Here is a 14,527-nt window from a genome sequence, read left to right as displayed (position 1 = left end):
AGTAAAAAATACAGTTTTTTTAAAGGAATATTCCATATCATGTTGAATTAAGTTAATAACACAAAAAAATGGAGGAGATAAAAATGAAAAAATTATTTATTATTACAACGATTTTGGTGTTTAGTTTATCAAGCATTTCTTTGGCAGCAGGTTACAGTTTTGATGGTGGTTTTATTTATACTACTTTAGACCCAAGTAATGTTAACGATTCAATCGAAGGTATTAATCAATATTATCAAAGTGAACTTGATAATGCTGAAAATGATCCTGCTATTGATTTACAAATCAATAACTTTGACAAAATGGACGAATTTGATAGTGCTACTGGTTTTTGGATTGGTATGAAAAATAATATGGAAAATTATAATATAGGTGTTAATTATGAAACTTTCTCTAATGAGGTCGAAGCAAATTTGTGATTTTGCAAATTAATCCAGTTAAATTAATCAGATTAAATCAGCCTAAATCAGCTAAAATTACAGCATAATTTTCAAATTAAATCAGTAAAACTAAAAATATTTTGCAGATTAAATTAGCAAGGGACCTAAAAATAAGCCCCTTTAATTTGAATAATATTTTTCACTTTAAAATGTATCTTTTTCGCAGGCTTTGAAGACAATTTCCTGGTTTATCTGCTCTGCTTTAAGCTGAAATCCTAAAAGCAGAGAATTAACTGCGATATTGTTGATCAATCTAGGTAGCCCTCTGGATCTCAAGGCAATTGCCTCCAGAGCCTGAGGTATGAATACTGGGTGATTTGCTCCAGCAAGTTTAAGCTGGTGCTCAACATATTCTTTAACTTCTTCTTTGTTTAAGGGGTTCAGCTGATACTTCATGATCACTCGCTGATTTAAGGACTGATTATGATTTAAATTTAGCTTGGTCATAAAGTGAGATAAACCAGCTAAAATAAGAATAAATGGATTCTGAGAATCCATAGCAAAATTAAATAAAATACCAAGATCACTTAAGAATTTGTTGGGAGCAAGCTGCATTTCATCTAATATAATAATCGGAGTAATCTTTTTCTCGTTGTAAAACTTTAAGATAGCAGCTTGAACCTGATTAAAAAGGTCTACCTTTCTGAATTTAGGTTCTTCTCCCAGGCCAATGGCTATGCCTCTGTAAAAATCCATTACTGAGCCTGTAGATAAGGGGAAATAGATGACCTTAAATAATGATGGATTAACACTGTCAGCCATAGATCTCAGGGCAGAAGTTTTACCACTTCCAGGTTCACCAATAATGACAGCAATACCTCTTGTTTTTTTAAGATAATCAAGTCTGGCAGAAAGCTCTTTTAAGTTTTCAGACTGGTAAAGATCTTTAGTTTCAATCTCTTTTTTAAATGGATTATCTGATAAAGAATAAAAAGATTTATACATTTTTGCTGCCTCCTTCAGTCATTTTAGCAAAGGAGATAGGATTACCTCTTTTAGCATGAGCATTGTCAGCCATAATCACAGGCTCAGCTTTAGTAATGCATTTACCATTTTCATAAAGATAAATATTATCGTATGTTTCTTGATCAAAGCGGATCTTAACCGTTTTGCCAATATAGACAGGTGGCACCTGATAGAGTTTAGAATTAACAGATATAGTTCCATCATGTCTAACTTTTCTCTGAGCTCTTTTGAGAAAAAGCAGCTTAAGTTTTTCAGGATTATCATAGGTTTTAACCTGACTAATCTGGGACATGTATTTATCCAGAGGAGTCATCTTTAAAGAAGAGTGCACTTTACGGTGATAATCTTTTTCCAGCCACTTAAAAAAGCTCTTGTTCAGTTTATCCAGGGAAGATAAATCTTCATCAGTTAAAAGAGGTAAAAACCTTTTTCTGACAGTTAAGTAAAACCTTTCAATTTTTCCTTTATCAGCAGGAGAATACGGCTTAGTGTGAATCAGAGTAATACCTAAAGAAGCACAGGCAAAATGGAGATTATCACTGCGGTAGACTTTACCATTGTCAACATAGAGGAGTTTTGGAATACCTCTTCTTAAAATAGCTTCAGAAAGCACCTGCTGCACAGCAGAAAACTTTTCTGTTGTTAAGAATTTGGCATAAGTAATAACCCTGGAGCAGTCATCAATAAAGGCAAAGAGAAAAGTCTTAACTTTTTTGCCATCAAGGTTGAGATAGGGTCCATACATCTCATCTCCCTGCCAGAGCATATTAACCTGGTCATAGGCAAAACGGCGTCTGTTTTCTTCTTTGCGAGGTGAGTTAACCAGCAAATTCTTCTTTTTAAGAAATCGATAAACAGTAGAGTAAGAAGCCTGAGAAGGCAGCATTTTCTTTTCCGTAATCAGCTGATCATAGAGCAAAGAAACAGACCGATCAGGATGTTCTTTTCGGGCTTCTAAAATAACTTCCTTAAGTTCTGGAGTTAAAACACGACTTTTACCTCTGTCATTTCTGGGTTTGGGCTTTAGCCCTTCAAAACCACCTTTGCGATAGGCTCTAACCCACATGGATATAGTTTTTGGTGAGTATTCTCTGACACCATAGTAAGGGACATTATGTTTTTTAGCAGCTACCTTTGCCAGATACTCGTTCTGTTTTTTCACCTGTCTATTCAGGATAGGTGAAATGAGAGAAAAGCGAAATAGAGCTATCTGTTCTCTGTCATTATCAGTCATCAAAATCAGCTCCTTTAAGCTTGAATTTTAGCATTTAAGAGCAAAATTGTTCTTAAACTGCTGATAATAACATTTTAATCAGAAAAATAGCTCTTTTCTAGTGAAAGCTTTTGTGTTTAAAAAAATAGTTCCAAAAAGTCAATCTTTATGGTACAATTAAAGTGCCATAAAACATTGATTAAAGTGATCCTGATACTCTTTTGAGAGTATCTGAGCGTCCGAGCTCCAAATCATTTTAATTAGTTTTGTGGCTTTTTTTATTCTAGATAATTTAAAGGGAATCAGGGAATGATGCTTATCTCTAAAAAAGGCTATCAGACCAGGAATATTGCGGGTAAACCTGTGCAAATAAAAATATACTGCCCGTTTGTAGAGAAGGAGTTTTTTCTGCAGCAGATATTCTTTCATACACGAGATAATGTAATTTAGAGATCTCTGAAATTTAGGGAAGAGAAAGGCTGGAAGTATGGAAATAGTTTTGCCACAGTGCTGGCATTTGTATCTTCTAATCGGTATCCAGAAACATTTGCCATCAATAGTGATTACATAGCGGTGGTAAAATCCATGTTTAAGGAGTGTGTCATGGCAGTGAGGACATTCTTCAGGGCAAGGAAAATTATTATTCTGGCCAAGCTCAGAATATTTTTTTACAGGTATTTTAAAATCATGAATGATTTGCATCTGATCACATCCTAAATATTCTGACAATATTTTATCAGATTATTTTAGGAAAAGGAAGTGCTTGTTTTATTTATTTTGATTAATATTTATCGTTTTCTAATGGATTAATTTGATAGATAACACAAATTTACATGCAACTGATTTAAACACTTCTGATTATTTAAAAATTAATGATTCTTTAGAAATTGAAGTTAGTGGTGTTTTTGTAGATGTTGAAAAACCAATCAATGAATTTTTTGCAGTTAATGGTGGAATAGGGCTTTATTCAGGTGAAATTAGTTTTTCAGAAAGTATAGAAGAATATTATGGTGGAACTACATATTCTGATTCTGCTTCTGGTTCTGATGATTTAGAAAGAGGTTTTGGTTTTAAATTTGGTGCTTCTACTAATTATAATTTAACAAAAAATCTGTCATTATTGGGCGAAGCAAATTATAGAATTTTAGAATTAGATATTGATAATACTTCTGAATCCATTGATTTTGATGGTTTAGAATTTAAAGCAGGCTTATCATATCAATTTTAATAAGTAATAATAAAGTTATTTGAATCGAGTTATATCAAATATAAAGTAAAATTCTCTAGATAAACGGTTAGGTTCTTAATTGTTTTAGAACCCAGCCGTTTATTTTTATTTGCAACCTTTCTCAACCACGAAAGTACAGTTGGTCTAATTAATTCAACAACTACTGCTTTTACAAATTATCCTGATTTTTTTCCTGATATAAACTGATTTTTTTGTTAAATTTGTAAAAGTTATATTCTTTCCTTGTTATTTAAAGCTATAAGTATTATTATATTATTATAGGAGTTAATCAGATGAAGTTTAATCAGTTAATTTTGGTGCAGAGCCTTTTATACTAGGTTTGAAAGGTTTTCCCCGATATTTCCTTACTTGAAATCCGGTGAAGCCGAAAGGTGTCAGGGTTCGAGTCCCTGTCTCTCCGCCATTGAATATTAAGGGCTGACGCCCATTTTAAGAAACCTGCCGAGAGGCGGGTTTTTTGTGTTTTAGGGGTAAATCCTGACAAAATCCTAACATTTTTTAGTCTTTGTAAGATAAAAAATGAGTGAAGTCTGTACTTTTTTTAAAAATAAAAGGAAAAACATTAGTTTTGAATAAATATATTTATAATAAGATTAAATAATTTTAATGCTGATAAAATCAAAGGAGTCTTTAAGCTTGAAATATTCAGAAGTCCATGATTTTTAATATATTTATATAGAGGGACTGGTGAGCAAAATGAAATTATTTGCCGGACTAGATATCGGTACAGATGGTGCCAGAGTTGATGTTCTCACCGGGGATTTGGAATTGAAATATGAGAATTCTATTAATTATGAGCTGCTTTCTCCCCGGCAGGGGTGGGCAGAACAGGATCCTGACCAGATATTCGATGTGGTTAATAATCTGCTGACTGACGTGGTAGAAAATTTCGGCCAGGAAGACTTATATATAGTTTTTTGTTCAGTGATGCACAGCATTATGGCCGTGGATAAAGAAGGTAATAAATTGAGTAATTTAATTATCTGGGCTGACAGCAGAGGAGAAGAATATCGTGATAAACTGAGTGAGAAGTATGATTCAAATTTATTTTATCAAAGAACAGGTTGTCCTTTACATTCTTCCTACTGGCCAGCTAAAATAATGTGGTTAAAAAAGAATATTTCAGAAAAAATAGATAAATACGTTTCAATTAAGGAGTATATAATTTTTCGGTTAACCAGAGAATGGAAAACAGATTATGCTCTTGCTTCAACTTCGGGAATTTTTAATTCACTAAACAGAAAATATGATAAAAAAATACTGAAAATTCTTGGTTTAACTGAAAATGATTTAGCAGAAGTATATTCCGGTCATCATATTTTTAAATTCGAGATTAATGACAGAGAAGTCAATGGAATCTTGGGTTCTACAGATGGGGCTCTGGCTAATTTGGGAGCAGGTTCGATAAATGAAAATAAAATTGTGTTAACAGCTGGTTCTAGTTCAGCAGTTCGCTACACTTCAGCTGAGTATACACATGATCCTGAGGGAAGAGCCTGGAATTATTTTATTGATCAAGATCTTTATATAATTGGTGAGGCTACTAATGGAGCTGGTTTAGTTTTTGACTGGCTCAAAAATATATTAAGCTATGATGATATTAAAAAATTCAGCAGAGAGAACCTGCCACAAATTCCATATCAGGGAAATGAACTTATTTATATACCTACGATGATGGGAGAAAGAGCTCCCAGTTATAATGAAAAAACAAGAGGGTTTTTCTACGGGCTGTCTCTAAATCACAGCCGAGAGGATCTGGTTCTTGCTGTCTATGAAAGTATTGCTTTTCACCTGAAGCTTATTTATGAAGATCTTAAAAGATTAAATAACTGTGAGCAAATAGAGCTTATTATGACCGGAGGGCTTGGGCTGACAGATCATTTTATGAAACTACTTTCTTATTTAATTGGTGAAATAAAATATATTCCTGATTATGAACAAAACACGGCTGTAGGTGCTGCTATGCTGGGAATTAAAGTGGTTGATAGAATCTCTTATAAAGATTTGTTAAAATATTTGCCGGATTATAAAACTGTTAAAAATAATAACGAACCTGAATTCGCTTCTTATCTGGACTCTAAATATCAGCACTTTTATGAAGTATATCAACATCTTCAGGAAAATTATGAAGTATTTACTTTTTTAAATAAGAAATAGCATTAAATTATGATTTAACCAACCTGCTGCAAGGCAGGTTGGTTGTTTTCTTTCTCACAAAATATGTTATAATTATAAACAATTAATTAATCAAAATAAAGGAAGGTGAATATTATTAAAGTTATAGCTTTTAATGGTAGTCCAAAATCAGAAGGGAACACTTATCACGCTTTGAAAATTATGCAGAATGAATTTGAAAAAGAAGAAATTGAGGTTGAAATTATTCAGGTAGGTAATAAAAAAATCAGAGGCTGTCTGGCCTGTAATGAATGTGTTAAAAGCCAGGATGAACGCTGTATTATCGATGACGAGGTAAATGGCTGGATTCAAAAAATGAAAAATGCTGATGGAATTATACTGGGTTCACCGGTTCATTATGCGGCAATAGCAGGAACAATGAAATCATTTTTAGATAGAGCTTTTTATGTAGCAAGTGTGAATGGAATGATTTTTAGGCATAAGGTTGGAGCACCTGTTGTAGCTGTCAGAAGGTCAGGCGGGTTACCCACTTTCAATCAATTAAGTAATTATCTTAACTACTCAGAAATGATGATTCCAACTTCAAACTACTGGAATGTTATCCATGGAACCAGTCCAGGTGATGCTTTAAAAGACAAAGAAGGTAAACAGATTATGAGAGTTTTAGCTAAAAATATGGTCTATTTGATGAAATTAAAAAAAGCTGGAGAAAATGAAGTGGAGGCACCTGAGCAGGAAAAAAAGGAGTTCATGAATTTTATTAGATAATTATGTCGTTTTATGTCAAAAAACATGGTATAATTTAAAATAACACAATAGGAGGGGATAAAAATTAATATAAAGTCACTTAAAACTAAACAGATGTTATTTATTGGGGCTCTGATTTTTGTTATCTGTATTAGCTTAGGTTTGTTAGCCTATTTAAATACAGCTAATATGTTGACAGCAGAAATTGAAGAGAGGCTGGAAGAAAAGGCCGTTGATACAGGAGAACTTGTAAGATCAAGACTGGATACCCGTCTGAGAGAATTAGAAGCAATTGCCAATCAGGAGTCTATAAAGACTATGGATTGGGATCAGATACAAAATATTTTAATAGCAGAGGTTGAAAGAACAGATTTTGCTACTATTGCAATGGTTGAACCAGGAGGTTTAACCCACTATCCTGATGGGAGTACTTTAGATTTAGGAGATAGAAATTATGTTCAGCAGGGTTTTAGCGGAAATTCTTTTATTTCTGATATGTTAATTAGTAGAGCAATCAATGAACCTGTTGCTATGGCATCGGTTCCTGTTAGAAGAGAAGGAGAGATTGTAGGATTATTAATTGCCAGGATGCTTGGTCAGGATGTAATTAATATCATAACTGATGTTCAGTTAAAAGAAAATGGAACAGCTTTTATGTTTAATGAAGAGGGAACAGTTGTAGCTCATAGAAATCGTGATTATGTAATGGACCAATTTAACCCCATTTCTGAGAGGGATAATGAAGAATTTACGGGACTCGCAAACTATATGGAAAAAGCCATTAACTCAGAAACTGGTGCAGCAGAGTATGATTTTTCTAACACAAATTATTATGGCGGATATAGTAGTGTAGAAGGAACTAATTGGATTGTCAGTGTGTCCGCAGAAGAAAATGAAGTGATGGCTGGTCTTTATTCCATGCGTAATATAATTTCAATCTTTTCTTTAGTTATTTTGATTATTTCTTTAATTTTATTATATTTTTTCTCCAGTAAAATAACCAATCCAATTTTAGATTTAGCAGATCATGCGAAAAAAATTGCAGCTGGAGATTTAAGTCAAAAAATTTCTGAAAAACTTCTGCGTAAAAATGACGAAGTTGGCGACTTAGCTAATTCTTTTTCAGAAATGAGCGGGAATCTATCTGATATGATAAGTGAAGTAGTTGACATAGCTTCTAATTTATCTGCCTCGAGCGAAGAATTATCAGCTTCAGGAGAAGAAGTTGCAGCTTCTGCTGAACATGTGGGTCAGGCTATACAGGATATAGCTTCCGGAGCAGAAGAGCAAACCGCTCAGGTAGAGGAGTCATCCAGTTTAATGCAGAATTTAATTAATGAGATAAGTGATGTTGAAGATATGTCAGGTAAAATGGATAAACAGGCTGATAATGTTATGGGTAATATTAATTCAGGGAATAGTTCTATTAAAGATTCCGTTTCCCAGATTAATAATGTAAAGAGTAACTCTATCTCCATTTCTAAGACTATAAATGGTCTGGGAGATTTATCAAATAAAATTGGTCAAATCGTAGAATTGATCAATAATATAGCAGCCCAGACTAATCTGTTAGCTTTGAATGCTGCTATCGAAGCAGCCAGAGCAGGGGAAGCAGGCAGAGGTTTTTCTGTTGTGGCAGATGAAATTAGAGAGCTAGCAGAAGAATCAGAAAATGCTACCAACCAGATTGGCAGCCTTGTTAAAGAAATACAGAAAGGTGTCAATGACGCTGTTGAAAAAATGGATAATACCGAAACAGTAGTGGATAATAGTGTTAATGCCATAGAGAATACAGGGGATTCTTTTAATCAAATAAATGAAGCAGTCGTAAGTTTAAGTGATTTGATTGATAACATTAATCTCAAGACTAAAAAAGTGGCAGAAAACAGCAGTGAAGTTGAAAGAACCATAAGAGAAATTGCATCTGTTAGTGAACAGGCTGCCGCAAACTCGGAAGAGGTAGCTGCCTCAAGTGAAGAACAGAGTGCTTCTACAGAAGAAATTGTAAGTTCAGCTGAAGCATTGTCAAATATGGCTGAGCAGTTAACAGCTGCTGTGGCCAGGTTTAAACTATAGAAAAGAAAAGTTGAATGAAATTATTTTTTAAAAAGGTCTGCTTTTAAAAGTAGGCCTTTTTTCATTAGCTAAGAAATTATACCTATAAAAAGTTAGATTAAATATGATATATTTTTGTTTTTTTATACAAAAAATGCTAAAATTATGTTAATACAAAATTAATAATAATTATCACCCAGGTGTTTTTTGTGTAGATTAATTATTAGCTGCAGAAATCAATTTATACGCTGCAATCAGAGGTGGTCCTAATAAATGTTAAAAAAATCAATAATTTTAACTCTTTTATTATTATTTATAGTTTCTAGTGTTATATTAGCCGCTGAACCCAGGCTGGTGGAAATTCAGAATTTAATCAACCAGGGTAGGACAGAAGAGGCCTTAGATATTTTAAACCAGAGTCAATTGGAATTAGATCCTGATCTTAAATTTTATAAAGCACTTCTCTTAAGCTGGCAGGAGAAATATCAGGAGGCAGAAGCATTATTACTGGGGTTGGTTGAATCAAATCCAGGACGTCTGGATGTTTATAATCAGCTGGGTAGAATTTATGGCTGGCAGAGAGAATTTATTAAAGCCGAAGATATTATAGAGAGAGCACAAAATATTGAGTATTCTTCAGAGAGGACAGCTCTTTTATCCCGACATGCAGAGTGGCAGGATAATCACTTTAAAGCAAAAAAACTGATAAAAGAGGCGATTACAAAAGCGGAAACCCCGGAGTTATCAGCTCAATATAAAGAAAATCTTAAAAGAATTAACAATAAGCTTAAACTGGCTTTTTATCTTGAAGGAAAAGCTGTTTATTCGGAGGCTGAAAAAGAAGATCTGGAATTAAGATTTGGTTTAGAAAAGCCGTTTAGAGATGGACTTAATTTTGATACTGAAGCAGGAGTCAATTATTTTAAAAATGAGTCAAATTTTATTTTCAGCTCAGAAATAGAGTTAGACAAACCCATTATTCCTGATAAAACCTGTTTAAGTTCAGAATTTGTTTACTATAGCGGCGGCAGCAGAGATGAATATGAGTTAAATAATAATTTTGATTATTTAATCAATCCCAGAAACCGCTTGGGGCTTAACTATAATTTTATAGAGGATAATGTTAATCCAGAATATCAAACATTGGAGTTAGAATATGAGCATAAATTTGAGCAAACTATCATGGTTTTAAAAAATACTTCCCGGCGTTATTCTGATGGCTGGACAGCAGATTTTTCGCAGCATCTTGATTTATATTATCCAAGAGATAATTATCTTCTAAATCTTGCTTTAAGCCACTATCAGGGAGGAGAATATGTTTTTAAAGTAGGGTTTGAGTTTTCCGATCTGTTTTCTGGTGATAAATTTGATTTAAGTAACTTTAATTTATGGTTTAATGATCAAAAAACATCTAATTTAGACTTTCGCATGGATTTAAAATAATTAAGCTGGTGGTGAGTATTATGGATGCTGAAAAAACAGATAAAATTTTAATTGCTGAAGATGATGCTTCTATTTCGAGATTGATAGCTTATAAATTTGAAAAAGAGGATTATATAATTAAAGTTATTGAAGAGGGAGATAAGGTTTTAGCCGAAATAAAGGCTGATAGTTATGATGCCTTAGTTCTTGACTTGATGCTGCCGGTTTTAGATGGGATGCAGGTTTTGAAAAGAATTCGAGAAGCAGAGATTAAGCTGCCGGTATTAGTTCTTTCTGCCAAAAGTCAGGAAGAAGATATTCTTAAGGCTTTAAATGCCGGTGCTGATGAATATGTCACCAAACCATTTCGGCCTGATGAGCTGCTGCTCAGGCTCAAGAAAATGCTGGCTAATTGATATGCTGAGATACCTATATTATCTTTCGGGCGGGCTTATTTTATTTATTTTAACAATTGTTTTAATTATTATTATTTACCACTTGCTCTATAAAAGAAGGAATAAGATTTTTGAGCAAAAAAAAGAAAAATGGGAAGCTGTTTTGTTTCAGTATTTAAATAATGATTTAAGTCTAGAAAAGACAGCGTCTGTAATGAATGACAGTTATTTATATTTATATGATTTTTTAAAACCATACCTCAAAAATTTAAAAGGGGATAATTTTGAAAAATTGCGGCAGCTGGTCCAGAAAAATAAGATGATTGATTTCTTTTTGTTAAAACTAAAAAAAGGAAATCGCGAAGAAAAAATAAAAGCAGCAGCTTTTCTGGGTAAGGTTAGGGAAAAAAGAGCACTGCCTTTATTAAAAGAATATTTAAATTCTGAGGATAAAAGTTTGATGACCGCCAGTATCTGGGCTATTGCTGATATTGGAGAACAGGAATTGTTCTTTCCAGTTTTAAAAACGGTTTTAAACGAGAACAGTTTTACTTTTGAAGCTTTAACAGAAATTTTAATTCGCTTTGGAGAAGAGAGCTGTTATCAGATTAAAGAGTTTTTAGAAATAAACTATCGAGCGGAAAACAACTTAACAGAAATTTTAGAAGTTCCTGAATATCAGAGTCTGTCTCTGTTTTTTGATATTTTTGGATATTTTCGCTTTATACCTGGAGTCGAAGTTATGGTTCCCACCTTAGAAGCAGATTTCAATGAAGAAGTATTAATTCATATTTTTAAAGCACTGGTTAAAATCGAATATCCAATTGATAAAGACCTGAGCCCATTTTTAAATCATAAAAGTTGGGTGGTAAGAAGCCAGGCTGCTCGTTACCTGGCAGAAATTAAGGAGAGCAATTATCTTTCGGATTTAAAAAAATTGCTCAGTGATCAAAACTGGTGGGTCCGATATTATTCGGCTCTGGCTATTTTTGAACTGGGTAAAAAAGATCTTTTAATTGAAATTATTAAAAACAAAGAGCCGGGTTATGAAATGGGAAGATATATTCTGGATCAGGCTGGCGATTTGAAGGTTGGTGAGGCAGATAGTGGATAATTTTTATTTTTTCTTACTGGTGTTTGATTATTTTGCTGTAATTTATTTCTTCCTGGTTAATGGAACTTATTTGTTTTTAAATATCAAAGCATTTTTTTCAATCAGAAAGTACTGGAGTGCTAGAGAGACAGTCGAGTTTGAAAATAAATTTCAGAGTGAATTTTACAAACCTGTTTCTATTATCATTCCCGCTTATAACGAGGAGTTAACTGTTGTAGATAATATAACTTCTATTCTTTCTCTGCAGTATCCTGAATATGAAGTGGTGGTCGTTAATGATGGCTCCAAAGATAATACTATTGAAGAATTAAAAGATAAATTTAATCTAGTTATTTCAAGTCGAAGTTATAGAAAAGATTTAGAAACTCAGCTGGTAAAAGAAGTTTATGATTCAGCTGATTATCCTAACCTGGTGGTAGTAGATAAAGAAAATGGTGGTAAAGCTGATGCTTTAAATGCAGGAATTAATATCGCACAGTTTCCTCTGGTCTGCAATGTCGATGCAGATTCTTTAATCGATGATCATGCCCTCCTGAAAATTGTAGAGCCTTTTGCCCGGGACTGGCGGGTTATTGCTGCAGGCGGAACTATTAGAGTTGCCAATGATTGTGAGATCAGAGGGGGTCAGGTAACAAAAGTTAGACTTGCTAAAAAACCACTGGTCAGGATGCAGGTTTTAGAATATCTGCGGGCTTTTTTATTTGGTCGGGTTGGCTGGGCTGCTTTAAATAGTCTGCTCATTATTTCCGGTGCCTTCGGGGTTTTTAAGCGCAAGCATTTAATTAATGCTGGTGGTTACAGTACAGACACAGTTGGAGAAGATATGGAGTTAGTACTTAAGTTAAATAGAATGATGAAAAAAACCAGGCGAGAATACAGAGTTGTCTTTTTTCCGGATCCAGTCTGCTGGACTCAGGTGCCGGAGGATATCCAGACTCTTTCTAATCAGCGCCGGAGATGGCAGCGGGGATTGGGGCAGAGTCTGTTGATGAATAAAGAATTATTTTTTAATAAGGATTATGGCTTGCTTGGCCTATTTACCTATCCCTTTTACTTTTTTGTGGAGTTTTTAGGACCGGTGATCGAAACACTTGGCTATCTGGCAATAATTTTAACTATCTTTCTGCAGTCAGGTATAACCCCGGTGGCAGTTCTCTTTTTTATTACGGCTGTCTTAATGGGGATCCTGCTGTCTATAATTTCTTTGCTTTTTGAAGAAATGACTTTTCATAAATATGATAAATTAAGTGATAAGCTGAGTTTGATTTTATATGCTTTTTTAGAAAATCTGGGCTATAAACAGCTGCATACGTACTGGAGGCTGCGGGGAATAATTGACCTTATTTTAAAAAAGGAAAGCTGGGGTACCCAGAAACGAAAGAATTTTTAAAGTAATTAATGTTGTTTAAAATTTAGAGAAAAGGTGATGGAAATAAACATTTTAGTTGTTGATGATGATCAGGATATGAGAATGCTGCTGGAAAATTATTTAAAAAAATTGGAAGTTGAGAAAATTCATTTTACAGATACAGCTCAAAAAACCTACGAATTTTTAAAGCTTAATGGCCTTAAAACTGAACCGGTGGTTGATTTAATAATTCTGGATATTATTTTAGGAGAGGAAAATGGGATTGAAATCTGCAGAAAAATAAAAAGGCATCCCGCCTATCAGGAAGTTCCAGTGATTATGATAACTGCCCAAAAAGAATTAGAATATCTAAAAGAGGCTTTTGCAGCAGGAGCAATGGATTATTTAAAAAAGCCGATTATAAAAATAGAATTTATGGCCCGGGTTAATTCTGCAATCAGACTGCGAAAAGAAACTAAAGCCAGAATCGAAAGAGAAAAAGAACTGCTTCAGCTCTCAGAAGAACTTAAAAAAGCAAATCAGAAACTGGAGAAGATAGCCTTAGTGGATGGATTAACCGGGATTTCCAATAGACGTTTATTTGACAAAACTATCAAAAAAGAATTGAAAAGAGCCAGGAGAAAAAATAGTGATTTGGCTTTAATTATGATCGATATTGACAATTTTAAAGAATACAATGATACCTATGGGCATCAGCAGGGTGATCAATGTTTAAAAGAGGTAGCATCTGTTTTAGATAAGAAAACTAAAAGAGCAGCTGATTTTGCTGCCCGTTATGGTGGAGAAGAATTTGCTGTTATTCTTCCAGATACAGCTAAAGATGGGGCACTAAAAATTGCGGAAGATATTAGAAAAGGGATTATGAATTTAAAGTTAGAACATCAAAACTCTGCTGTTTCTGATTATGTTACTGTCAGTCTGGGAGTCAGCAGTATTAAAGCGGAAAAAGATGTTAATCAGGAAATGATTAAAACTTTGATCGAAAAAGCAGATCAGGCATTATATCAGGCTAAAGAAAATGGTAAAAATCAGGTCGTATATAAAAGTTTTGAATAAAAAGTTAAAATTAATTCATAATAAGATAAAATAGGGGTTGTTAAAAATGTCCAAAAATAAAGTTTACATTGACCCGGATCTTGAATTTTTAATCCCACAGTTTCTGGAAAACAGAGAAGAGGATATCCAGAGATTAAAAAAATTACTGCAGGAATCAGAGTTTGATCAGATTATAATTATCGGTCACAGCCTGAAGGGTTCTGGTGGGGGTTATGGTTTTGATTATCTGACAGAAATCGGAAGCAAGATTGAAAAAAATGCCGAAGCAAAAAATAAAGAGGAGATTAAAAATTTAATCAGCGAACTGAAAAATTATTTAGATAATATAGAAATTATCTATGAAGATCAATAAGGGGGTGGATATT

At 33.6% G+C, this 14,527-nt stretch carries 14 protein-coding genes; 11 read left to right on the top strand and 3 right to left on the bottom strand.

Annotation, left to right across the window (positions count from 1 at the left end; translation table 11 throughout):
- The first annotated feature begins 83 nt into the window (after positions 1 to 83).
- Positions 84 to 419 (top strand): hypothetical protein, encoded by a 336-nt coding sequence (locus DFR79_RS09410; RefSeq protein WP_133515252.1) that lies wholly within the window; start codon positions 84 to 86, stop codon positions 417 to 419.
- Between the two features lie 165 nt (positions 420 to 584).
- Here the strand turns inward: DFR79_RS09410 and DFR79_RS09405 are convergent, their stop codons facing one another.
- The 3 genes from DFR79_RS09405 to DFR79_RS09395 form a co-directional block, all read right to left on the bottom strand.
- Entirely contained in the window at positions 585 to 1,385 is an 801-nt protein-coding gene (locus tag DFR79_RS09405) for an ExeA family protein (RefSeq protein ID WP_133515251.1), read from the bottom strand.
- Positions 1,378 to 2,640 carry a helix-turn-helix domain-containing protein gene (locus DFR79_RS09400; protein ID WP_133515250.1) on the bottom strand — a complete coding sequence of 421 codons (1,263 nt, stop codon included), beginning with the start codon at positions 2,638 to 2,640 and terminating at the stop codon, positions 1,378 to 1,380. The genes DFR79_RS09405 and DFR79_RS09400 overlap by 8 nt, the downstream gene beginning before the upstream one ends.
- Positions 2,641 to 2,796: 156 nt before the next feature.
- The gene (locus tag DFR79_RS09395) at positions 2,797 to 3,321 is read right to left on the bottom strand and encodes a DUF6431 domain-containing protein (RefSeq protein ID WP_133515249.1); all 525 of its coding nucleotides are present in this window, start codon (positions 3,319 to 3,321) and stop codon (positions 2,797 to 2,799) included.
- 109 nt (positions 3,322 to 3,430) lie between these two features.
- Here DFR79_RS09395 and DFR79_RS09390 point away from each other — a divergent pair, with 109 nt between their 5' ends.
- The 10 genes from DFR79_RS09390 (at position 3,431) to DFR79_RS09345 (ending at position 14,514) form a co-directional block, all read left to right on the top strand.
- Entirely contained in the window at positions 3,431 to 3,847 is a 417-nt protein-coding gene (locus DFR79_RS09390) for a hypothetical protein (protein ID WP_133515248.1), read from the top strand.
- Positions 3,848 to 4,564: 717 nt separating this feature from the next.
- A complete protein-coding gene (locus DFR79_RS09385) occupies positions 4,565 to 6,025 on the top strand; it encodes a gluconokinase (RefSeq protein ID WP_243727762.1) in 1,461 nt (486 codons plus the stop codon).
- 114 nt (positions 6,026 to 6,139) lie between these two features.
- Positions 6,140 to 6,772, top strand: coding sequence for an NAD(P)H-dependent oxidoreductase (locus DFR79_RS09380; protein WP_133515287.1), 633 nt, complete (start codon positions 6,140 to 6,142; stop codon positions 6,770 to 6,772).
- A gap of 93 nt (positions 6,773 to 6,865) precedes the next feature.
- On the top strand, positions 6,866 to 8,827 hold the full coding sequence (locus DFR79_RS09375) for a methyl-accepting chemotaxis protein (RefSeq protein ID WP_133515246.1): 1,962 nt from the start codon (positions 6,866 to 6,868) through the stop codon (positions 8,825 to 8,827).
- Positions 8,828 to 9,079: 252 nt separating this feature from the next.
- Positions 9,080 to 10,249, top strand: a complete 1,170-nt coding sequence (locus DFR79_RS09370; RefSeq protein ID WP_133515245.1) for a hypothetical protein — start codon at positions 9,080 to 9,082, stop codon at positions 10,247 to 10,249.
- Positions 10,250 to 10,269: 20 nt separating this feature from the next.
- Positions 10,270 to 10,644, top strand: coding sequence for a response regulator transcription factor (locus DFR79_RS09365; RefSeq protein WP_133515244.1), 375 nt, complete (start codon positions 10,270 to 10,272; stop codon positions 10,642 to 10,644).
- A gap of 142 nt (positions 10,645 to 10,786) precedes the next feature.
- Positions 10,787 to 11,737: a HEAT repeat domain-containing protein gene (locus tag DFR79_RS09360; protein ID WP_166638022.1), complete on the top strand. Its 951-nt coding sequence runs from the start codon at positions 10,787 to 10,789 to the stop codon at positions 11,735 to 11,737.
- Positions 11,730 to 13,127: a glycosyltransferase family 2 protein gene (locus tag DFR79_RS09355; protein WP_208107523.1), complete on the top strand. Its 1,398-nt coding sequence runs from the start codon at positions 11,730 to 11,732 to the stop codon at positions 13,125 to 13,127. Before DFR79_RS09360 ends, DFR79_RS09355 begins: the two co-directional genes overlap by 8 nt.
- 36 nt (positions 13,128 to 13,163) lie before the next feature.
- Positions 13,164 to 14,162: a GGDEF domain-containing response regulator gene (locus DFR79_RS09350; RefSeq protein WP_243727758.1), complete on the top strand. Its 999-nt coding sequence runs from the start codon at positions 13,164 to 13,166 to the stop codon at positions 14,160 to 14,162.
- Positions 14,163 to 14,208: 46 nt separating this feature from the next.
- Positions 14,209 to 14,514: an Hpt domain-containing protein gene (locus tag DFR79_RS09345; RefSeq protein WP_133515241.1), complete on the top strand. Its 306-nt coding sequence runs from the start codon at positions 14,209 to 14,211 to the stop codon at positions 14,512 to 14,514.
- Positions 14,515 to 14,527 lie beyond the last annotated feature (13 nt).

Origin of the sequence: Halanaerobium saccharolyticum (genome assembly GCF_004362045.1) — a bacterium.
Lineage (GTDB): Bacteria > Bacillota > Halanaerobiia > Halanaerobiales > Halanaerobiaceae > Halanaerobium > Halanaerobium saccharolyticum_C.
The sequence above is the reverse complement of the archived record's forward strand: the minus strand, read 5'-3'. Positions and strand labels throughout refer to the sequence as shown.

Coding starts and splice junctions, on each gene's coding strand:
- DFR79_RS09400 (WP_133515250.1), bottom strand. CDS start 2,640: ATGACTGATAATGACAGAGAACAGATAGCTCTATTTCGCTTTTCTCTC.
- DFR79_RS09350 (WP_243727758.1), top strand. CDS start 13,164: ATGGAAATAAACATTTTAGTTGTTGATGATGATCAGGATATGAGAATG.
- DFR79_RS09345 (WP_133515241.1), top strand. CDS start 14,209: ATGTCCAAAAATAAAGTTTACATTGACCCGGATCTTGAATTTTTAATC.
- DFR79_RS09370 (WP_133515245.1), top strand. CDS start 9,080: ATGTTAAAAAAATCAATAATTTTAACTCTTTTATTATTATTTATAGTT.
- DFR79_RS09405 (WP_133515251.1), bottom strand. CDS start 1,385: ATGTATAAATCTTTTTATTCTTTATCAGATAATCCATTTAAAAAAGAG.
- DFR79_RS09385 (WP_243727762.1), top strand. CDS start 4,565: ATGAAATTATTTGCCGGACTAGATATCGGTACAGATGGTGCCAGAGTT.
- DFR79_RS09395 (WP_133515249.1), bottom strand. CDS start 3,321: ATGCAAATCATTCATGATTTTAAAATACCTGTAAAAAAATATTCTGAG.
- DFR79_RS09365 (WP_133515244.1), top strand. CDS start 10,270: ATGGATGCTGAAAAAACAGATAAAATTTTAATTGCTGAAGATGATGCT.
- DFR79_RS09375 (WP_133515246.1), top strand. CDS start 6,866: ATGTTATTTATTGGGGCTCTGATTTTTGTTATCTGTATTAGCTTAGGT.
- DFR79_RS09410 (WP_133515252.1), top strand. CDS start 84: ATGAAAAAATTATTTATTATTACAACGATTTTGGTGTTTAGTTTATCA.